General features: G+C 41.5%; 18 protein-coding genes and 1 tRNA gene. 9 read left to right on the forward strand and 10 right to left on the reverse strand.

Annotated elements, in window-relative coordinates:
• Positions 1–63: 63 nt before the first annotated feature.
• Together H8B21_RS04590 and dcd are read left to right on the forward strand one after the other, a co-directional pair.
• On the forward strand, positions 64–1,026 hold the full coding sequence (locus H8B21_RS04590) for an isopenicillin N synthase family dioxygenase (RefSeq protein ID WP_190312585.1): 963 nt from the start codon (positions 64–66) through the stop codon (positions 1,024–1,026).
• An 11-nt stretch (positions 1,027–1,037) separates the two neighbouring features.
• A complete protein-coding gene (gene dcd, locus H8B21_RS04595; protein ID WP_190312586.1) occupies positions 1,038–1,574 on the forward strand; it encodes a dCTP deaminase in 537 nt (178 codons plus the stop codon).
• A 26-nt stretch (positions 1,575–1,600) separates the two neighbouring features.
• Here dcd and prfB read toward each other — a convergent pair.
• Positions 1,601–2,678 (reverse strand): peptide chain release factor 2 gene (gene prfB, locus H8B21_RS04600; protein WP_190312587.1). Its coding sequence is split into 2 segments (ribosomal slippage): positions 1,601–2,617 and positions 2,619–2,678, totalling 1,077 coding nucleotides; the frame shifts between segments, so codons are not numbered across the junction.
• Positions 2,679–2,747: 69 nt separating this feature from the next.
• Between prfB and pgi the strand changes: the two genes are divergently transcribed.
• A complete protein-coding gene (gene pgi / locus H8B21_RS04605; protein ID WP_190312588.1) occupies positions 2,748–4,394 on the forward strand; it encodes a glucose-6-phosphate isomerase in 1,647 nt (548 codons plus the stop codon).
• A 48-nt stretch (positions 4,395–4,442) separates the two neighbouring features.
• Here pgi and H8B21_RS04610 read toward each other — a convergent pair whose 3' ends face one another.
• Genes H8B21_RS04610 through H8B21_RS04625 form a run of 4 tightly spaced genes read right to left on the reverse strand, consistent with a single transcriptional unit; the run spans position 4,443 to position 7,505 of the window.
• Positions 4,443–5,582, reverse strand: coding sequence for a TlpA disulfide reductase family protein (locus H8B21_RS04610; protein ID WP_190312589.1), 1,140 nt, complete (start codon positions 5,580–5,582; stop codon positions 4,443–4,445).
• A gap of 60 nt (positions 5,583–5,642) precedes the next feature.
• On the reverse strand, positions 5,643–6,440 hold the full coding sequence (locus H8B21_RS04615; protein WP_223814829.1) for a TPM domain-containing protein: 798 nt from the start codon (positions 6,438–6,440) through the stop codon (positions 5,643–5,645).
• Between the two features lie 7 nt (positions 6,441–6,447).
• A complete protein-coding gene (locus H8B21_RS04620; RefSeq protein WP_190312591.1) occupies positions 6,448–6,882 on the reverse strand; it encodes a TPM domain-containing protein in 435 nt (144 codons plus the stop codon).
• Between the two features lie 44 nt (positions 6,883–6,926).
• A complete protein-coding gene (locus H8B21_RS04625; RefSeq protein ID WP_190312592.1) occupies positions 6,927–7,505 on the reverse strand; it encodes a LemA family protein in 579 nt (192 codons plus the stop codon).
• 226 nt (positions 7,506–7,731) lie between these two features.
• Here H8B21_RS04625 and H8B21_RS04630 point away from each other — a divergent pair, with 226 nt between their 5' ends.
• From H8B21_RS04630 to H8B21_RS04640, 3 genes are all read left to right on the forward strand, one after another.
• Positions 7,732–9,267 (forward strand): NAD(P)/FAD-dependent oxidoreductase, encoded by a 1,536-nt coding sequence (locus H8B21_RS04630; RefSeq protein WP_190312593.1) that lies wholly within the window; start codon positions 7,732–7,734, stop codon positions 9,265–9,267.
• A gap of 91 nt (positions 9,268–9,358) precedes the next feature.
• Positions 9,359–9,431, forward strand: a tRNA-Gly gene (locus tag H8B21_RS04635).
• A gap of 167 nt (positions 9,432–9,598) precedes the next feature.
• Positions 9,599–10,426, forward strand: a complete 828-nt coding sequence (locus H8B21_RS04640; protein WP_190312594.1) for a hypothetical protein — start codon at positions 9,599–9,601, stop codon at positions 10,424–10,426.
• A gap of 72 nt (positions 10,427–10,498) precedes the next feature.
• Here the strand turns inward: H8B21_RS04640 and sufD are convergent, their stop codons facing one another.
• Genes sufD through sufB form a run of 3 tightly spaced genes read right to left on the reverse strand, consistent with a single transcriptional unit; the run spans position 10,499 to position 14,093 of the window.
• Entirely contained in the window at positions 10,499–11,806 is a 1,308-nt protein-coding gene (gene sufD / locus H8B21_RS04645) for a Fe-S cluster assembly protein SufD (protein ID WP_223814830.1), read from the reverse strand.
• A gap of 48 nt (positions 11,807–11,854) precedes the next feature.
• Entirely contained in the window at positions 11,855–12,613 is a 759-nt protein-coding gene (gene sufC, locus H8B21_RS04650) for a Fe-S cluster assembly ATPase SufC (RefSeq protein ID WP_190312596.1), read from the reverse strand.
• A gap of 28 nt (positions 12,614–12,641) precedes the next feature.
• On the reverse strand, positions 12,642–14,093 hold the full coding sequence (sufB, locus tag H8B21_RS04655; RefSeq protein WP_190312597.1) for a Fe-S cluster assembly protein SufB: 1,452 nt from the start codon (positions 14,091–14,093) through the stop codon (positions 12,642–12,644).
• 330 nt (positions 14,094–14,423) lie between these two features.
• Between sufB and H8B21_RS04660 the strand changes: the two genes are divergently transcribed.
• Together H8B21_RS04660 and H8B21_RS04665 are read left to right on the forward strand one after the other, a co-directional pair.
• Complete coding sequence (locus H8B21_RS04660; RefSeq protein WP_105715438.1) at positions 14,424–14,894, forward strand: Lrp/AsnC family transcriptional regulator; 471 nt, start codon at positions 14,424–14,426, stop codon at positions 14,892–14,894.
• Positions 14,895–14,911: 17 nt separating this feature from the next.
• Positions 14,912–15,988 carry a DUF6695 family protein gene (locus H8B21_RS04665; RefSeq protein ID WP_190312598.1) on the forward strand — a complete coding sequence of 359 codons (1,077 nt, stop codon included), beginning with the start codon at positions 14,912–14,914 and terminating at the stop codon, positions 15,986–15,988.
• 81 nt (positions 15,989–16,069) lie between these two features.
• Here H8B21_RS04665 and ung read toward each other — a convergent pair whose 3' ends face one another.
• Positions 16,070–16,741, reverse strand: a complete 672-nt coding sequence (gene ung, locus H8B21_RS04670) for a uracil-DNA glycosylase (protein WP_190312599.1) — start codon at positions 16,739–16,741, stop codon at positions 16,070–16,072.
• A 102-nt stretch (positions 16,742–16,843) separates the two neighbouring features.
• Between ung and H8B21_RS04675 the strand changes: the two genes are divergently transcribed.
• Complete coding sequence (locus tag H8B21_RS04675; RefSeq protein ID WP_190312600.1) at positions 16,844–17,383, forward strand: tetratricopeptide repeat protein; 540 nt, start codon at positions 16,844–16,846, stop codon at positions 17,381–17,383.
• A 31-nt stretch (positions 17,384–17,414) separates the two neighbouring features.
• Here the strand turns inward: H8B21_RS04675 and H8B21_RS04680 are convergent, their stop codons facing one another.
• The gene (locus tag H8B21_RS04680; protein WP_190312601.1) at positions 17,415–18,950 is read right to left on the reverse strand and encodes a DUF4955 domain-containing protein; all 1,536 of its coding nucleotides are present in this window, start codon (positions 18,948–18,950) and stop codon (positions 17,415–17,417) included.
• Between the last annotated feature and the right edge of the window lie 11 nt (positions 18,951–18,961).

Raw genomic sequence — 18,961 nt, forward strand, 5'->3', positions numbered from 1 at the left:
TCTAAAACAGTCATTTCTGTAAAGCAAAGGTATAATTTTCTTATCTTTACCACAAAAAACACCATGGCATTAGTAAATATCCCTCGATTGGATTTGCTTCAATATACGCAAGGTCGTGCGGAAGAGCGTAAACAGTTCGTACAAGATATAGGAAAAGCATTTAACGAAACCGGTTTTGTAACCATTTCAAACCATGGGTTGAGCCAAGGACTCATTGATGAACTCTATGCTGTTGTAAAAGCTTTTTTTGATCTTCCAGAGGCGGTCAAACGGAAGTATGAATTTCCGGAATTAGCCGGACAGCGTGGGTATACCGCCAAAGGGAAAGAGAGAGCAAAAGATGCCCATACGCCTGATTTAAAGGAATTTTGGCAACGTGGGCAAACTATCGTGGGCGAAGACTATTCTAAAACCGATTTTCCCGATAACATTATTGTTGAAGAACTACCTAGATTCAACGAAGTGACTGGGGAAGTATACAAAAAATTAGAAGATGCCGGACGTGAACTACTTAAAGCCATTGCCTCCTATTTAGATTTAGAAGAAGACTATTTTGAAAAGTTTGTTATCAACGGCAACTCCATTCTCCGGGCTATCCATTATTTTCCTATTGAAAATCCGGACGCTATCCCAGCTGATGCTGTTCGAGCCGGCGCTCATGAAGATATTAATCTCATTACCCTACTTATCGGAGCGAGCGCTGATGGTTTGGAAGTGTGGACAAAAGACGGCGAATGGTTCCCCATCAAAGCTAAAGGAGAGGATATTGTGGTGAACGTTGGTGATATGTTGCAACGGTTAACGAACAATAAACTCAAATCTACCACCCACCGCGTGGTAAACCCACCGCGAGAACTCATGAAAACATCACGGTATTCCGTGCCGTTCTTCTTACATCCAAAAGCGTCCATGAGCCTAGCCTGTTTGGATTCTTGTATTTCCGAAGATTATCCGAAAACGTATAAGGATTATACCGCGGGACAGTATCTGGACGAACGATTGCGTGAGATTGGGTTGAAAATGTAATAAAAAAAACAATGATATTATCAGATAAAAGAATTCTAGAAGAAATAGATAACGGCAGCATCGTTATCGAACCATTTGACCGAAAATGTCTGGGAACGAACTCTTACGATGTCCATTTGGGCAAGTATCTCGCCACCTATAAAGACGGCGTATTAGATGCAAAAAAACACAACGAAATAGCACATTTCGAAATACCGGAAGAAGGATTTATTCTCCAGCCAGGCAAGCTCTATCTGGGCGTTACGTTAGAATATACAGAAACACACGGACATGTTCCTTTTCTGGAAGGGAAGTCCAGTACCGGTCGTTTGGGGATCGACATCCATGCAACTGCTGGTAAAGGAGATGTCGGCTTCTGCAATACATGGACGTTGGAAATCTCCGTAGCACAGCCTGTACGGGTTTACGCCGGCATGCCTGTGGGACAGCTAATTTATTTCGTTGTAGATGGTGACATCGAAACCTTTTATAATACAAAGGGAAACGCCAAATACAACAACAAGACAATCCGCCCTGTAGAGAGCATGATGTGGAAAAATGCATTTTAATAGAGAAGTCGCATTTAACTTCTCTATTAAAATTCCATTAAATAAGCTTTCAAAAACTCATCGAGTTCGCCATCCAGCACGGCTTGTGTATTGGATGTTTCTACATTTGTTCGTAGGTCCTTGATCAATTTATAGGGATGCAACACGTAATTACGAATCTGCGAACCCCATTCTATCTTTTTCTTGGAACCTTCGATTGCTGCGGTTGCTTCTTGTCGTTTACGCATCTCTATCTCATAAAGTTGAGATTTCAATAAGCGCAGCGCATTTTCTTTATTTTGGAGCTGTGAGCGCGACTCTTGGTTCTTAATGATAATACCCGTCGGCTTATGGTGTAGGCGGACAGCCGTCTCGACCTTGTTCACGTTTTGACCTCCTGCACCACCAGAACGAAAAGTATCCCATTCGATATCCGCGTCTTTAACTTCTATTTCGATGTTATCATCCACCAATGGATAAACATATACTGAAGCAAAAGACGTATGTCGTTTTGCGTTGGAATCAAATGGTGAGATCCGAACCAGACGATGTACACCATTTTCTCCTTTCAAATAGCCGTAAGCAAAATTTCCGGAAAATTGTAATGTCACGGTTTTGATGCCAGCTACATCGCCTTCCTGATAATCCTGTTCCACTACCTTGCATCCGTGCTTTTCACCCCACATGATATACATCCGCATCAACATGGAAGCCCAGTCGCAAGATTCGGTCCCCCCCGCTCCTGCCGTAATCTGCAAGATAGCGTCAAGTTGGTCTTCTTCAGAACTCAGCATGTTTTTAAACTCCAACTCCTCTACTTCCGAAAGAGCCAATTCATATTGTTCATTTGCGTCTTGCTCGCTTGCATCGCCGGATTGAAAAAACTCGTACATAACACCGACATCATCCACCGCAGCAGCCACTTCGTCAAAATGCTCAGTCCATAGTTTCAACCCTTTAATTTCCTGTAACACTTTCTCTGCAGCCTTAGGGTCATCCCAAAAATCCGGACGTAGCGTGATTTCTGTTTTTTCTGTTATCTCTGATTTCTTCACATCGATGTCAAAGATGCCTCCTTAGGGAAGTTACTCTATCCCTCAAGTCTTGAATTTGTTCCTTGGTCATGCTCAAAAGTAAAATAAAAAGACAAAAAAAGCTATCTTTGGTTTCGATAAAAAACAAACTATTACATATATGTTTCCAAACGTAGATTTTACAACGACACAAGCGTACAAATATTTAGCAGACCATTATATCTCTATTAACGAGAAATCCTTAAAGCAATTATTTGCCGAAGATCCGAAACGCTTCGAGAAATTCTCGTTACAATTAGAGGATATCCTATTGGACTTTTCAAAGAACAGGATAGATGATGAGACCCTAGCACTTCTAATACAACTGGCAAAAGAATGCCAGCTGGGAGAAGCTATCGATGCCATGTTCTCCGCAGAGAAGATCAACCAAACGGAAGGGCGGCAAGTATTGCACACTGCACTACGCAACCAATCCACGAATCCTGTAGTAGTTGACGGGGAAGACGTTATGCCCAAAGTAAAAGCAGTACAGGCTCAAATGAAAGACTTCACCAATCGAATCCTTTCTGGGGAATGGAAAGGTTATACAGGCAAAGAAATAACGGATGTGGTCAATATCGGCATCGGCGGTTCAGATTTGGGTCCCGTAATGGTGACGGAAGCTTTGAAAGCATACAAAACGCGGCTGGATATGCATTTTGTATCCAATGTGGACGGTACACATATTGCGGAAACGTTAAAAGGACTAAACCCCGAAACAACGTTATTTCTTATTGCCTCCAAAACTTTTACGACACAGGAAACGATGGCAAATGCCCAATCTGCAAAAGATTGGTTCTTGAAAGCAGGCGCGGAAGAAGCGGATGTTGCCAAACATTTTGCAGCATTGAGTACAAATGAACAAGGTGTAGCCGCCTTTGGTATCGATACCAAGAATATGTTTGAATTTTGGGACTGGGTAGGCGGTCGGTATTCTTTGTGGTCAGCCATCGGGTTATCTATCGCCTTGGGTATAGGTTATGATAATTTCGAGAAGCTTCTTGAAGGTGCATATACGGCAGATGTACACTTTAAAGAAACAGAGTTTGAACAGAATATTCCTGTTATACTTGCTTTATTGGGTATTTGGTACAACAATTTCTTTGATGCTGAAAGCCACGCCATTTTGCCGTATGATCAATATATGCACCGCTTTGCTGCTTATTTCCAACAAGGGGATATGGAGAGCAACGGGAAATATGTTGATAGGAACAGTAATCGGGTAGATTACCAAACGGGGCCGATTATCTGGGGAGAACCTGGAACGAACGGACAACATGCGTTCTATCAACTCATTCATCAGGGTACGAAATTAATTCCATGTGATTTTATTGCACCAGCTGTCTCACATAATCCCATCGGAAACCACCACCAATTACTGCTATCTAACTATTTCGCTCAAACCGAGGCTCTCATGAACGGAAAGACGGAAGAAGAAGTGATAAGTGAGCTACAAAATGCCGGCAAAACGGAAAAGGAAATCGCGGCATTGAAAAATTTCAAGGTATTTGAGGGCAACCGCCCTACCAACTCATTCCTTATTAAGAAGATCACACCATATACACTAGGATGTTTGATAGCCCTTTATGAACACAAGATTTTTGTTCAAGGTGTCATCTGGAATATATTCAGTTTTGACCAATGGGGTGTGGAGTTAGGCAAACAATTAGCAAATAAGATTCTTCCCGAGTTGGAAAATGAAGAACCGGTAAGTGCGCACGATGCGTCAACAAATGGCTTAATCAATCAATATAAAGCTTGGCGGTAAACAACGTCAAACAAATAGGGGCGAATTGCATTCGCCCCTATTTGCTTATTAATTCAACACCTCTTCCAGTTTTTTCTCCAATGCAGGACCTCGTAGATTCGAAGCGATAATTTTTCCTTCGGGATCAAGTAAGTAATTTTGGGGAATACTCTGTATAGCATACAGTTTCACAACTGGTGAATTCCAATATTGCAGATCGGAAACATGTGGCCATTGTTCCAGTTTATCGTCATTTATGGCTCTCATCCAATCTTCTTTTTTTCCCGGACGATCGAAAGACACACCTAAAACAGTAAAATCTTTATCTTTAAATTTCTCAAAAGCTGCCACCACTGTTGGATTTTCGCGCCGACAAGGGCCGCACCAGCTGGCCCAGAAATCCACTAATACGTACTTACCTCTTAAAGAAGAAAGGGAAAGTTCACTACCGAGGGTATCGGGTAGCGTAAAATCCGGTGCGACAGCTCCAACGGCAAGTTTTTGCGTATCCGCTATTTTCTTTTCCAACTTCTTCCCTAGATCTGTCGACTTTAAGCTGTTGGACATCCGCTCATATGCAGGTTTTACAAAGCTGATTATATTTTCAGCGGAAGCTAACTCTTCCAAAACAGCTAACGATATATAACTATTGGGGTTAGCATTTACAAACTCTTCGGTAAGGGTTCTCTGCTTTTCATAAAAGCCTTCTGCTTTCGTCTCCAACTCTTGCAGAAAAGCTTCGTCTTGCTTTTGTTCATCTGAAGCAGCTTCATACTCAGCATCTAAAGCTGCGAAATTCGCATAAATCTCGTCCGACAATTTCTTATATTTCGTATAATCTTTATTGATTGCGTTTCCTTTTGCCGTAGCCGTTAGGAAATCTTTACCTTCAAACTTAATTACACCTTTAGATAAATAAACGGAATTAACAGGTGGACGCTCCTCGCTTTTAAGCAATTCTGACATGGTCTGCCCAGTGCTTGATAAAATTAGCGTTGTGGGCGTAGGTTGTGATACCGATCCTTGATATTTGAATTTATTATTTTTAATCGTCACGGAGTCTAAAATAGTCTCTCCATTATCTCTATATTGGAAAAATACTTTTGCTCCGTTCTGTATTCCTTTTATTTTTCCTTTTAAGGTAAAATCCTCTTGCGAGAATACCAATAAGGGAACGACCCCTAAAATCGTTAATAATCCTTTTCTCATGCTTATGTTCATCCTATGATAACGTGAATAGACCCCATTTGTTACAACGTATAAGAATTGTTACCAACGCCCACTAGCTCCGCCACCGCCAAAGCCGCCACCACCAAAGCCTCCGAAACCACCTCCACCTCCGCCGAAGCCGCCGCTCCCGCCTCCGCCACTTCTTCCCATACCGCTAAGCAATGTCCACCAAAACACATCCGAAGCTCCTCTACCTGTCATCACACGGCCGCCGCGGCCGCCGCCACCACCTCTAGAAAACAAGGATATGATAACGATTACGATAACAACGATTAGGACAACAGGTACACCATCGCCCTTTTCTCGACGATCCCGAGGATCAGCTTTATATTCACCTTTCGTATACGCAATAATTGCATTTGTTGCCGCATCAAGTCCCTGATAATATTGCTGCCTACTAAAATTCGGTCTTATTTCATTTTGGATAATCCGATGGGCTATGATATCGGGCAAAGCGCCTTCCATACCGTAACCTGTTTGGATAGTAACTGTTCGGTCTTCCAAAGCAGCTAATAAAATGACCCCATTGTTGTATTTTTTACCTCCGACACCCCACTTTTGGCCTAACCGCACGGCATAATCCGCAACATCATAACCATCTGTGGTCCGAATCAATACGACCGCAACCTGCGTTGATGTTGAATCTTCAAATGCCAATAATTTTTGCTCCAATGTCTGTATTTCGGTACGGCTCAACGTACCCGTATAGTCTGTAACCAAATGGTTCGGAGCCTCTGGTAGATTCTGTGCATAAAGTGAAAAAAATGAACCTAAAAGCACAAAAAATATACTCCCAATCCATTTAACGGTCGGCTTAACTAATATATATATTTGCATCGGATCTTTAATTTTTTCCAAAATAGATATCATCTGGAAGCTCATTCACATCATCAACACCACGGGGAAAATACTTCTGTAGCTGTTCCCCCACATCATGTATCCCTTCAATTAGTCCTTGGACGATATCATTCCGGCGAAAGAAAGAGATCATCAGCTCTTTCGTTTCATCCCAAAAATTGGCTTCTATTTTTGTATCTAGGCCACGATCACCTATAATAGCAAATTCGTGATCATCGATGGCCATATAAATAAGAACACCATTACGGAGACCTGTTTTATGCATTTCCAGCTCCTCAAAATAGGAGACGGCCGCGTCCATCGCAGAAGTTGTCTTTAATTTCTTATCGATTACGAGTCGAATCTCTCCTGACGTCTTTGCTTCTGCCACACTAATGGCCTGAACAATACGATCTTGTTCTTCTGTTGAAAATATGTCCATATCAAGCCCTCCTGTTCATCTTACCGTTATTATATTATAATATCCTAAAACTCAACCGTAGGCGCTTTGTCAGATCCCTCTGCCGCTTTAAAGGTTCCTTTCGGTTTAAAACCAAAAATTCCAGCCATAATATTATTTGGAAAGCTCCTTACCGTCGTATTATAATCCTGGACGGCTTCATTGTATGAACGGCGTTCTACGGAAATACGATTTTCCGTACCTTCAAGTTGTACCTGCAATTCTTGAAAGTTCGAATTTGCTTTCAAATCAGGATAAGCTTCCACACTGACTAACAACCTTCCGATTGACTGTGACAACGCATCTTGGGTCTGCTGATAGTTCGCAATAGCCTCTTCCGATAAATTAGATGGATCAACTGTAACCGAAGTAGCTTTTGCACGTGCTTCCACAACCGCAGTCAATGTACCCTCTTCGTGTTCGGCCGCACCTTTTACAGTTGCGACTAAATTAGGAATCAAGTCTGCACGGCGTTGATAGGCATTTTCTACCTGCGCCCATTTTCCTTTTACATTCTCATCTTTGGAGACCATGGTATTATACCCACAGGAGCTGAATGACAGCGCTGTAAACAAACCTACGATTGCAATAACTAATCTTTTCATCTGTGAAGTTTTATTCAATTTTTTATAAAAATAACATTTATTCTTCTTTTTTCCCGTAAAAAAGAAGCAAAAACCTCGTCGCTTCAGATATTTGAGAGGAATGAATAGTACTAAGAATGGGTTTATACATACCTCAAATATCTGGATGCGACCTTTAGTGTTAATTGGGGATTGTGCAAAATGCGTATCTTTGTAGTATTTTGGGATAAAAACCCAACCAGTAGATATGCAGAAAGAAATTGAAATCGCAGTATTTCCCGATCAAATCCATGACACCGACAATCTTATTGCTCTCGGCGCGGAACAATTAAAGGTAGAACGCTCACGTATACAGGGGCATCACGTCCGTAAACGCTCTATTGACGCCAGAGGACGCAAAGTTGTGTATCGTCTTCGCGTCGTTTTCTATATCGACGAGCCTCGCTTCCCAGAAGTATTCACCTCTTCCATTAACAACGTGCATCATGCTGCACCTGTCATTATCATCGGAGCTGGGCCAGCAGGTCTGTTTGCTGCGTACCGATCTTTGGAGCGCGGATTTAAACCTATTGTATTGGAACGCGGAAAACCCGTAAAGGATAGAAGACGGGATTTAGCAAAGATAAACCGGGAGGGCGTAGTAAATCCCGAGTCCAATTACTGTTTCGGCGAAGGTGGGGCAGGCACATATTCGGATGGTAAATTGTATACGCGCTCCAACAAGCGCGGCGACGTCGATAAGGTGCTGCAGATTTTTGTACAGCATGGAGCTCCCCATGATATTTTAATCGATGCCCGACCCCATATAGGTACGAACAAGCTCCCCCATATTATCGAAGATATGCGTAACACCATCTTGGAATATGGAGGAGAAATAAGATTCGATTGTCGGGTAGATGATATTCTCGCCGATTTCGGAAAGATAAAAGGTGTACGAACATCGTCAGGAGAAACGATACACGCGCATCACGTCGTCGTAGCTACGGGACATTCCGCCCGTGACATCTTCCATCTTTTTCAGCGGAAGGGTTGGTTAATAGAAGCTAAACCTTTTGCATTAGGGGTTCGAATCGAACACCCTCAGGAAATCATCGATCAAGCGCAGTATCATTGTGCAATACGTCCAGAGAATCTCCCACCCGCTTACTATAGTCTGGTAGAACAGGTCAATAAACGCGGTGTTTTTTCATTTTGTATGTGTCCGGGTGGAATTATTGCCCCTTGCGCTACAGAAGATAGGGAGATCGTCGTCAACGGCTGGTCTCCGTCAAAACGGAATAATCCACACGCCAATTCAGGTACCGTTATCCAAATCAATTTAGAAGATGTGCCAAATTCGTTATCTGATCCATTCGCATTGCTACGATTTCAACAAGAAGTAGAACAACAGGCATTTCTTTTAGGAGGCGGCAATCTCGTTGCTCCGGCACAACGCATGGTCGATTTTGTACAACAAAAAGTATCGACAACCCTTCCCGAAAACTCCTATAAGCCGGGGACAAAAAGCGTCGATCTTAATGAAGTGTTACCCCCTTTTGTGCACCAAGCATTACGTGGAGCGCTACCTCTTTTTGGTAAGAAGATGAAAGGATATTATACCAATGAGGCCATTTTGGTGGGTGTTGAGTCCCGCACATCGTCCCCCATTCGGATTCCTCGTGATAAGGAGACTTTGCAACATCCGGAAGTTTCCGGACTTTATCCCTGCGGGGAGGGTGCAGGTTATGCCGGTGGAATCGTATCAGCAGCAATCGACGGGATTAATTGTGTGGATGCTATCTAAAGTAAAAGAAACAGGGATAAATTATAAATAGCAAAAATCAAAAAAGCTATTGACAGATATATACCGAATCGCTATCTTTGTACCACAATCAGCGAAAGTAGCTCAGTTGGTAGAGCACAACCTTGCCAAGGTTGGGGTCGCGAGTTCGAATCTCGTCTTTCGCTCAAAACAAAAGCCTCTGAAAAGTTCAGGGGCTTTTGTTTTTCAAAGATTTGAGCCAAACAAATAAAAATTTTCAGAAGAGGGGTAACAAAAGAGACTTGAGGTGGATATTAAAGTAATCCATGTGAAATAGGATTGCTTATTATTTATTCATCTAAAATTAAAAGTCATGAAAAAACTGAACTATCTATTATTATGTTTGTTGGCGACAACCGTATTACTATCTGTTATCAGCGCCTGTTCAAAGGAAGAAGGCTCAAAAGAAGAGCAAACTCCTATAGCCAATTTGACTCCTTTCCTGTTGCCGGAAAATTCTGATGTGGAAATGGTCGGCAATACGATCAACTTTTCTATCCCATCAAGCCATACAGGTTACGGCGTCGATCTAAAGGGAAACTATATCAGCTTTAACAAAGGGAGCATCACCTGTACGTGTAAGAGCGGGGAGGATGGCGGATGTAGCCCGATAACCAGTTCAGCAGGAAATGGCTGCTTAATGACAACCTGCACGAACTGTGAACTCACACGCTCTTCGAGAACATCCGGATTTGACGTGGAACTCGAAGAAATGGTGGTCTTCGACATGAGCATACCTACGAAAAAAGTAAAAAGCGTCGAGGACTTAAAGGGCAAGATTATGCTGCCCCATCAGTTCGTAGAACTTGACATTATCCAAGAAGAAATTAAAAAAATCGAAAAAGAGGCAGCACGCTATCCTAGCGAACGTACCAAAATCGCCCCCGTTATACTATATGGATATATTGTCATGCTGGAAGTACCGGAAGCTTATGGTATATCTACTATATCCACCGTCTTCTACGTTTGTAATTGTACGGGAGGCAGTCGAGGTTTCTGTCATAAGGTAAATCACGGCACGTATATCTATTGTGATTCGAGATGCAAGTCTTGTACCATGACTGCTACACTTAAAGATGAAGACTTCGACAGTAAAGAATATGTAATGGAAGTATCCAACCATCGCATTTCGATTCTGTAAGGAAAATAAAATAAACAAAGGCGTCAGAATTCGAATCTGACGCCTTTTATGATATAATAAATATATGAAAAACTACTTATTTTTTTCCAGTCCCCTTTCTACCAGATGTTCGATATATTGACGAACATTTTCATTAGAGAAACGGGAGGTTACATCAAAAGCAAATGCATGCACCAACAATACTCGTGCAGCTTCCTCGCCGATACCACGGGCGCGTAAATAAAACAGTGCATCATCGTCAAACTGTCCCATGGTACAACCATGAGAACATTTCACGTCATCTGCAAAAATCTCCAATTGTGGCTTTGTATATACGGTAGATTTGTCCCCGATAAGCATATTATTATTTTGTTGGAAGGCATTCGTTTTTTGCGCATCCTCCCGAACAAAGATCTTACCGTTGAACACCGCTGTGGATTCGTCTTGAGGAATATTCTTATACCATTCGTAGGACTCACAATGTGGTTTCATATGATCCACAATGGTATGGTTATCAACAAACTGTTGGCCTGCCGTCAGGTTAATGCCGTACAGATGTGATTCTACCTGTTCTGCATCCAAGCGCACATTGATGTTATGCCGTACAAAAGACGCTCCCGGCAAATTACAGTTATAGTTATTATACAGACTGTGTTGTTCTTGATAAACTTCCGTATGCATAATGTAATGGCTCGATGCATCGGCTACCTGTAGATAGTAATGTTGTACTTTTGCATTCTCCTCCACCACAATTTCCGTCACCTTATTATGCACATTCTTTGCTGCGCCGTCTAACGTTATAAAAGATTCGATAATCTCTACCTCTGCATGGGATTCTACCACAATCAGGTTACGTGTTTGGGCAAAAAATGCATCTTCTCCTGTCGCTACATGCACGATATGGATCGGCTTGGAAATTACTTTGCTTTTAGCAACCGATAAATACACGCCCGCTGTGTTTAGCGCCGTATTTAATTGCACCATCACATTATCCGATTTATCTGCATGCTGTGCGTAATGTTTTTCAAAGTTAGCTTCCCTATAGGCTTCATTGATGGGTTTTACCACCAAACCTATTTCATCTTCGAGGGAAGAGAATGCCAAAACATACTCGCCGTTAACCAACACAATCCGATGGGCATCCAAGCCTGGGATATCCGATTTGCTCGTATCCACACTGTCCACATCTACCGATGCATTCAATGCATAGGTTGCATTGATTAAAGGGTGTATATTGGTATATTTCCACTCTTCGTTCTTGACGGTCGGAAAACCTTCAAGTTGAAAACGTTCAAAAGCTTGTTGACGCAATGTCGTCAAATAGGACGGTTCTTGCGTATCTAACTCTTGAAAGGTCGAAACCAACTGTTGATATAATGAATCTGCAACTATTGTACTCATGTTCTTTTTTATCAATCCGCTGTTTAAATTATCCATGGATAAATTTTATTAAGCGGTTTGCGTGTCGTATTCTTTTAGCCAATCGTAACCTTTTTCTTCCAATTCCAAGGCCAATTCTTTCGGCCCTGTTTTCACAATTCGTCCGTTATATAGTACGTGAACAAAGTCGGGCACGATATAATCTAACAAACGCTGGTAGTGTGTAATGACCACGAACGCGTTATTTTCGGAACGTAGGTGGTTTACACCGTTTGCTACAACGCGTAATGCATCGATATCAAGTCCTGAATCTGTCTCATCAAGGATGGCCAACTTCGGATTTAACATCGCCAACTGGAATATCTCGTTACGCTTCTTCTCCCCTCCCGAAAAGCCTTCGTTCAACGAACGATTGGCGAGGTTTGCTGAAAAATCCACCAGCTTTTGCTTTTCTTTTACCAATTGCAAAAACTCTTTTGCTTCCATTGGCGGCAAACCTTTATACTCCCGAATATCGTTTACAGCGGTCTTCAAGAAATTGATATTGGACACGCCGGGGATTTCCACTGGATATTGGAAAGCTAGAAAAAGACCTTCCCGAGCACGATCTTCCGGAGCTAAATCCAATAAGTCAACGCCCTCTAACAATGCGGAGCCTTCGGTGACCTCGTATGCGTCGCGACCAGCCAATACATTTCCCAATGTGCTTTTTCCGGCACCATTGGGTCCCATAATGGCATGAATCTCTCCTGCTTTGACTTCTAAATCTAGTCCTTTTAATATTTGTTTGCCTTCAACAGACGCGTGTAAATTCTTAACTGATAACATTTTTCTTAATTTGGAAATTTTAAAATTACTACCCGACCGATCCTTCCAAAGAAATCGCCAATAGTTTTTGTGCTTCTACAGCAAACTCCATTGGCAACTGGTTTAGTACCTCTTTGGCGTAGCCATTGACGATCAATCCAACGGCTTTCTCCGGATCAATTCCTCTTTGGTTCAAGTAGAACACCTGATCTTCGCCGATCTTTGATGTCGTCGCCTCGTGCTCCAACATCGCCGTACGGTTTCTATTCTCTATATAAGGGAATGTATGTGCTCCGCAGCGATCCCCAATCAATAGAGAGTCACATTGTGTAAAGTTTCTCGCTTTATCGGCATTCGGTCCAATTTTCACCAACCCTCTATAACTGTTGTGGCTCAGACCTGCAGAAATACCTTTCGACACAATTTTAGAACGGGTATTTTTGCCGAGATGTACCATTTTCGTTCCCGTGTCAGCAATCTGTTTATTACGGGTCATTGCCACGGAATAAAATTCCCCTACAGAATTATCGCCTTTCAGGATAACGCCAGGGTATTTCCATGTAATGGCAGAGCCTGTTTCCACTTGCGTCCACGAAATCTTAGCATTGTCACCTTTACAAATACCGCGTTTCGTTACGAAATTATATATACCACCCTTGCCATCCTTATCTCCTGGATACCAATTTTGCACCGTCGAATATTTAATTTCCGCATCCCGCTCGGCAATGAGCTCGACCACCGCGGCGTGAAGTTGGTTTTCATCACGCATGGGCGCTGTACAGCCTTCCAGATAGGACACATACGAACCTTCTTCCGCAACAATCAAGGTACGTTCAAACTGTCCGGTGTTCTGTGCATTTATACGGAAATAAGTAGAAAGCTCCATCGGACATCTGACGCCTTTCGGAACGTATACAAAAGAGCCATCCGAAAACACCGCTGAATTCAACGCCGCATAAATGTTATCTGTTTGCGGAACTACGGTGCCCAGATACTTTTTTACCAAATCCGGATATTCTTGCACAGCTTCGCCAAAAGAACAAAAAATAACTCCCTGTTCTTTCAACTTCTCCCGAAATGTGGTCTTTACGGAAACAGAGTCAAACACCGCATCAACGGCCACCACCCCAGCTAAAACTTTCTGTTCATCTAACGGAATTCCTAACTTTTCGAATGTCGAAAGTAACTCCGGATCCACCTCATCAAGGCTTTCCAACTGCTTCTTAGGTTTAGGTGCCGCGTAATACGAAATATCTTGAAAATCCACCTCTGGGCTTTCAAAATTTTGCCACGTAGGCATCTTCATTGTCAGAAAATGGCGCAATGCCTTTAACCGCCATTCTAACAACCACTCGGGTTCGTTTTTCTTTGCAGAAATGAAACGAACAGTATCTTCACTTAGCCCCTTAGCGGCTATTTCCATTTCAATATCTGTGGTGAACCCGTATTTATATTCTTCGAGCTCCAGCTCTTTTAGTAATTCATCGTCTTTGGTACTCATTTCTCTACCCCTTTTTTAATTCGGCGATTCCTACCTTATTTTGGACTACAAAGATACGATTAAAAGACGACATACCCTAAGTTAACACCTATTCTAACCCACATTTTAGTAAAAAAAATGACAAACGTCATTTCTGCGCTTTTAAATGCACCCTACTCCTTCATTTTTGACATTGCTATGATTCAGAATAACATTTAACAATACCATAATGATTATTAAATAAATTTTATCTATAACAAACATGCGATCATGAAGTTTTTTGTTCGCCAAACATTATTCCGTATATTTACATTCTATAAAATATAATATTCACATTAGCTGATTATAGAAATGCCATATCAACCAGATAAGACAGATTTGAAAATTCTGAAGCTCTTACAAGAAAACGGGAGAATAACAAACCTGCAGTTAGCTTCAAATATCGGGCTTTCGCCGGCTCCTACGTTGGAGCGGGTACGTAAATTAGAAAACTCGGGATTTATTAAGAGTTATCACGCATTCGTAGATGAGGAAAAGTTAGGGTTGGGTATCAAATCATTCATCCAGATATCGTTGGATTTTCATACCCACAACGCCATCCCAGAGTTTGTGGAAGCTGTCAAGACCATCCCCGAGGTAACAGAATGCCACCATGTTACGGGCAATTGTGACTTTATGCTAAAAGTCTATGTAAAGGATATTAAAGCGTATGAAGCGGTGATTATGGAAAAAATATCAAAAATCCCATTTGTTAAAACCTTTCAGACTATGATGATCATGTCGACCAGCAAAAAAGAACCTATAATCCCTTTAGAATACTAAATAAAAAAAGGAGTTTCATGCAGTCAAATACAACGTATAATGACGTAGCCCTTATTCTAACATGGCCTGACGCCACCATCAGAGGGGACGAAAAGTGGATGATGTTTTTTAAGAAAATCGGTATCGTAAAAAACTTGAATTTCAAAGTAGGCCATACAGGTATTGTTATAATTAAACGAGAAACGGGCGAGATGCTCTTCTATGATTTCGGACGTTATATTACGCCCCGAGGATATGGTCGCGCACGTTCTAAGTTTTCAGACCCCCGTCTAGAGATAAAACTGAAGGCGAAGTTTGAAAACAATAATATTACTAACCTTGAAGAAATTGTAGAGCAGTTTGAGGCATTGAAGCCGGCGATGTATGGAGAGGGCATTCTTTATTTCTCTATCGCCCGTGATATCAATTTTGAACTTGCAAAAGCTTATGGAGACGATTGTGTACACCAAGGCACTTATCCGTACGGTGCGGTAGCGCGCAACAACAATAATTGCTCACGCTTTATCACACGCATGTTAATACGCTCTTCCAAACGGTATAATTGGCGTCATAGTATCAACTTCCCTGAAACTATTAAAGCGAGTCCTATCAGCAACGTAGTAAATGCTGTTTCCGATCGAATGGTGTATTCGTTTACACCTCAACATGGGTTAAAACATTTTAAAATGAATCGCTGGCAATCTTTTGGTTTCTTATTGAAGAAACTGGGTGACAATGTAACGCAAAAGAAAGCAGACCTTTTACCTAACGACTTGATCATTGGTTGTATGAGCTTTGTTTCCAAGCCGATTTCCGTACCGAAGGATGCACAATATCTCGGTGGCGTTGGGGATGGTGCGTGGTTCTGTATTCAACCTGCGACAGAGGATAGAGTGGTCATTAGACGGTTTACATCAAAAGGGGAATTAGAATATGTTATTCTAGGCGAAACAATGGAACCTCTCAACCTTTCACAACCTTTTGAAGTTACATACGACAGTCACCTGCTCTTTACACACATTAAGCAGCAAGGTAGAAAGATACGCATCAACCATATACAGCGGCTTCCGAATGCAGACTACCAGTTTAAGCATTTGAAAGAGTTATTTGCTTAGGAAATCGGAGCATCTTTCTCAAAAGCTGGCGATTGTCGTCGTCGCTAGGGAAAAGAATGACGGTACGGCAATCTGGGGAACTCAAATTTGCCAATCAATAGGTTTTCTCCCTTTGGACTGCAAATAAGCATTCGCTTGAGAGAAATGTTTACAACCAAAGAACCCCCGATGTGCCGATAGCGGCGAGGGGTGAACTGCTTTTAATATTAAATGTTTTTGTGTATCGATCAGCATCGACTTCTTTTGCGCGTAACTCCCCCACAACATAAAAACTACGTTTTCCAATTTCTGAGATACCAAGTGGATGATCTGATCGGTGAACTCTTCCCAGCCCCTTTTTTGATGGGAAGCTGCTTGATGTGCTCGCACGGTGAGTGTTGCATTCAGCAGTAATACACCTTGTTTAGCCCACTTCGTTAGATCTCCCGAAGTAGGGTATTGAAATCCCGGAACATCAGATGTCAATTCTGTATAAATATTTTTCAGTGATGGCGGTAATGCTATTCCTTTCGGCACAGAAAAGGACAATCCATGTGCTTGTCCGTCATTATGATAGGGATCTTGTCCCAATATCACCACTTTAATATCTTCAAATGGTGTCAGCCTAAAAGCATTTAACACGAGATTTTCAGGGGGAAAGACCAGTGTCTGTCTTCGCTCGTGCTGCACAAAGGTGGAAAGGCTACGCATGTAGTCCTGTTTAAATAAAGGTTTTAAAATGGGTTCCCAGCTGGGATCATAACGTTCTGCCATAATTACAAAAATACAATTTTACAATTTTATCACGCAAACAAGTTGGATAAGCTCCAAAATAACCGGATATTTGTCGTTAGTTTTAATTTACGCAGTAAATATATGTCAAATATAGTTCGTATTATTCTTAGTAGCGTTCTTTTAATCGGGACAGTAGCACTATTTTGGTTCGGTCATTGGGGATGGGGTATTTTAGGAATTTTTGTTACCATTCTGGCTTGGGTTACGGTGTTCTTCAATGAGAATATGCTCATCGCGCAATGGTATCTTAGAAAAGAAAACATGGCTAAAGCGGAACAATGGCTAAGGAATATTAAGAATTACGACAAACAACTAATTAGCGCACAGCATGGGTATTACCACATGCTATTGGGTATCTTGGAATCACAACGCGCGCCACTGCAATCGGAAAAATACTTTAAGAAAGCTTTGTCTTTGGGCTTACATATGAGTCATAATATTGCCTTGGCAAAATTGAGCCTCGCAGGCGTAGCCATGGCAAAACGCAATAAACGTGAAGCCGAGAAACTTTTGGCCGAAGCAAAAAAAGCAGATAAAAACAAATTACTTGCCGATCAGATTAAAATGATGAAAAATCAAATGGGTCTGATGGATAAACAGCAATTTAGGTATTCCAGATAATTCCTCCGGAATACACTAAACCTATTACTTTTTATTTAATCCAGGAAGGAAGCTTTCCCAATCTGTTTTTCAGCTGGGCTTCATATAACGATTCCGGAAATACTTTTTTACCGTTTGATTCTTCGTACTTTAGCTGACTGCCGATAAATTTGGTGGGGGTGCCGTGAAAGCCTACCATAATTGGAAAAGGGATTTTCCAAAAACGTTGATTCGGCCAAAAGTCAAACTCCGGATAATCCGTATTGGTCTTTTTGTAGTTCCAGAACACGAGATTTCTCATATGGTTGGGCATGTTCCCTAGTGAACCTCCTCCTCGATTCATCATTAAACCACCTGTTACATTATCCAATAACGTATTGCGTGGTTGCGAGGCATGGCTTTCAAAGCAGGTGGTTGCCGGATAGTCTACTTTATACAAAACGGTATTCATCGCTGTTTTAGACACGCCAACCGAATGCCACATAGACGCCTTATCAGAAATATTACCGAGCAATACATTTGTTCCGCCTGCGTTAGTAATAGCTCCATGCCCGGCATTTCCGGTAATTTCGCAATTAAGAATAGAAATATTCGCTCCATTATTAATTACTGCCCCTATAGAAACATTGGTAAAACGGCAGTTGGTCATCCAGGAATTTACAATTCTTCTAAAATTAACCAAGGTATAACCGCTATCATCCAACCAGGAACGATGATGTACAAATGAATTTTGATAATTTCCTACAAACGCAATGTCTTCTATGCCCACCTCCTCAATTTTATTGTATTTGGCAAATGCCCAGTTTAATTTTGAATTAACAGGATAAGGTAAAGGTTGGCTTAACGTAATCATATTACTTTCTATTTTATTGATTTGAAGGCAAAAAGATAAATCTACACCGTCATTAACCAAACTTTTCCATTCCGCATTTACTTCATAAGTACCTAAATCTAATCTAAGCGCATCCGCATCTTTGCTGCGCATAGATAACAGTAGCCAATCTCCGCCCACCAAATCTCCAATTTGATCTACTTTTATATTAAAATCCCCAACAGCTGCATCATCTGTTATTTTGCCTATTTGTTTCTCTCCGGATTTACTCCCAAAAATAAATAGCGGTGGCGTTGCCCACATCTTCGTGGTATCACTTGGCTTTAAGGGCTCTTTCATAAATAACGCTGTACCTCCAGCTCCACTTCCACTGCCTTTAAAAATAATATTGCTGTTGCTAATCCAAATAGAATTTAAATCATCATCTACATCCTGTGCAATAAATGTACCCTTGGGGAAATAGACAATGCCTCCATTCGTTTTACTTGCAGCCGCTATTGCTTTTTTTATTGCTTCTTTATCTGACTTGTCGTCGTTTGCGATTGCACCAAAATCTGTAATATCATAAATAGGCAAACCAGAAGATTTATAATTTATTTCCTTTTCTCCATTTCTATAACCCGCATAAGAAAAATCAGGCAATATCGATTCTTTTGGATTCGCTTTATAATCTGTAAATATCTTAGCCTCTTTTTGTGCAAATAAATTTCCAGCAAAAACTAAAAGTAAAACGTAAACTATTGATATCTTTCTCATTATTACCTTTC

The sequence above is a fragment of the Sphingobacterium chuzhouense genome, assembly GCF_014692525.1.
In the GTDB taxonomy this organism is placed as follows: Bacteria; Bacteroidota; Bacteroidia; order Sphingobacteriales; family Sphingobacteriaceae; genus Sphingobacterium; species Sphingobacterium chuzhouense.

What these genes read in the sequence shown, in the direction of transcription:
- H8B21_RS04590 (WP_190312585.1), top strand. Translation starts at nt 64, where the DNA reads ATGGCATTAGTAAATATCCCTCGATTGGATTTGCTTCAATATACGCAA.
- dcd (WP_190312586.1), top strand. Translation starts at nt 1,038, where the DNA reads ATGATATTATCAGATAAAAGAATTCTAGAAGAAATAGATAACGGCAGC.
- pgi (WP_190312588.1), top strand. Translation starts at nt 2,748, where the DNA reads ATGTTTCCAAACGTAGATTTTACAACGACACAAGCGTACAAATATTTA.
- H8B21_RS04610 (WP_190312589.1), bottom strand. Translation starts at nt 5,582, where the DNA reads ATGAGAAAAGGATTATTAACGATTTTAGGGGTCGTTCCCTTATTGGTA.
- H8B21_RS04615 (WP_223814829.1), bottom strand. Translation starts at nt 6,440, where the DNA reads ATGCAAATATATATATTAGTTAAGCCGACCGTTAAATGGATTGGGAGT.
- H8B21_RS04620 (WP_190312591.1), bottom strand. Translation starts at nt 6,882, where the DNA reads ATGGACATATTTTCAACAGAAGAACAAGATCGTATTGTTCAGGCCATT.
- H8B21_RS04625 (WP_190312592.1), bottom strand. Translation starts at nt 7,505, where the DNA reads ATGAAAAGATTAGTTATTGCAATCGTAGGTTTGTTTACAGCGCTGTCA.
- H8B21_RS04630 (WP_190312593.1), top strand. Translation starts at nt 7,732, where the DNA reads ATGCAGAAAGAAATTGAAATCGCAGTATTTCCCGATCAAATCCATGAC.
- H8B21_RS04640 (WP_190312594.1), top strand. Translation starts at nt 9,599, where the DNA reads ATGAAAAAACTGAACTATCTATTATTATGTTTGTTGGCGACAACCGTA.
- sufD (WP_223814830.1), bottom strand. Translation starts at nt 11,806, where the DNA reads ATGAGTACAATAGTTGCAGATTCATTATATCAACAGTTGGTTTCGACC.
- sufC (WP_190312596.1), bottom strand. Translation starts at nt 12,613, where the DNA reads ATGTTATCAGTTAAGAATTTACACGCGTCTGTTGAAGGCAAACAAATA.
- sufB (WP_190312597.1), bottom strand. Translation starts at nt 14,093, where the DNA reads ATGAGTACCAAAGACGATGAATTACTAAAAGAGCTGGAGCTCGAAGAA.
- H8B21_RS04660 (WP_105715438.1), top strand. Translation starts at nt 14,424, where the DNA reads ATGCCATATCAACCAGATAAGACAGATTTGAAAATTCTGAAGCTCTTA.
- H8B21_RS04665 (WP_190312598.1), top strand. Translation starts at nt 14,912, where the DNA reads ATGCAGTCAAATACAACGTATAATGACGTAGCCCTTATTCTAACATGG.
- ung (WP_190312599.1), bottom strand. Translation starts at nt 16,741, where the DNA reads ATGGCAGAACGTTATGATCCCAGCTGGGAACCCATTTTAAAACCTTTA.
- H8B21_RS04675 (WP_190312600.1), top strand. Translation starts at nt 16,844, where the DNA reads ATGTCAAATATAGTTCGTATTATTCTTAGTAGCGTTCTTTTAATCGGG.
- H8B21_RS04680 (WP_190312601.1), bottom strand. Translation starts at nt 18,950, where the DNA reads ATGAGAAAGATATCAATAGTTTACGTTTTACTTTTAGTTTTTGCTGGA.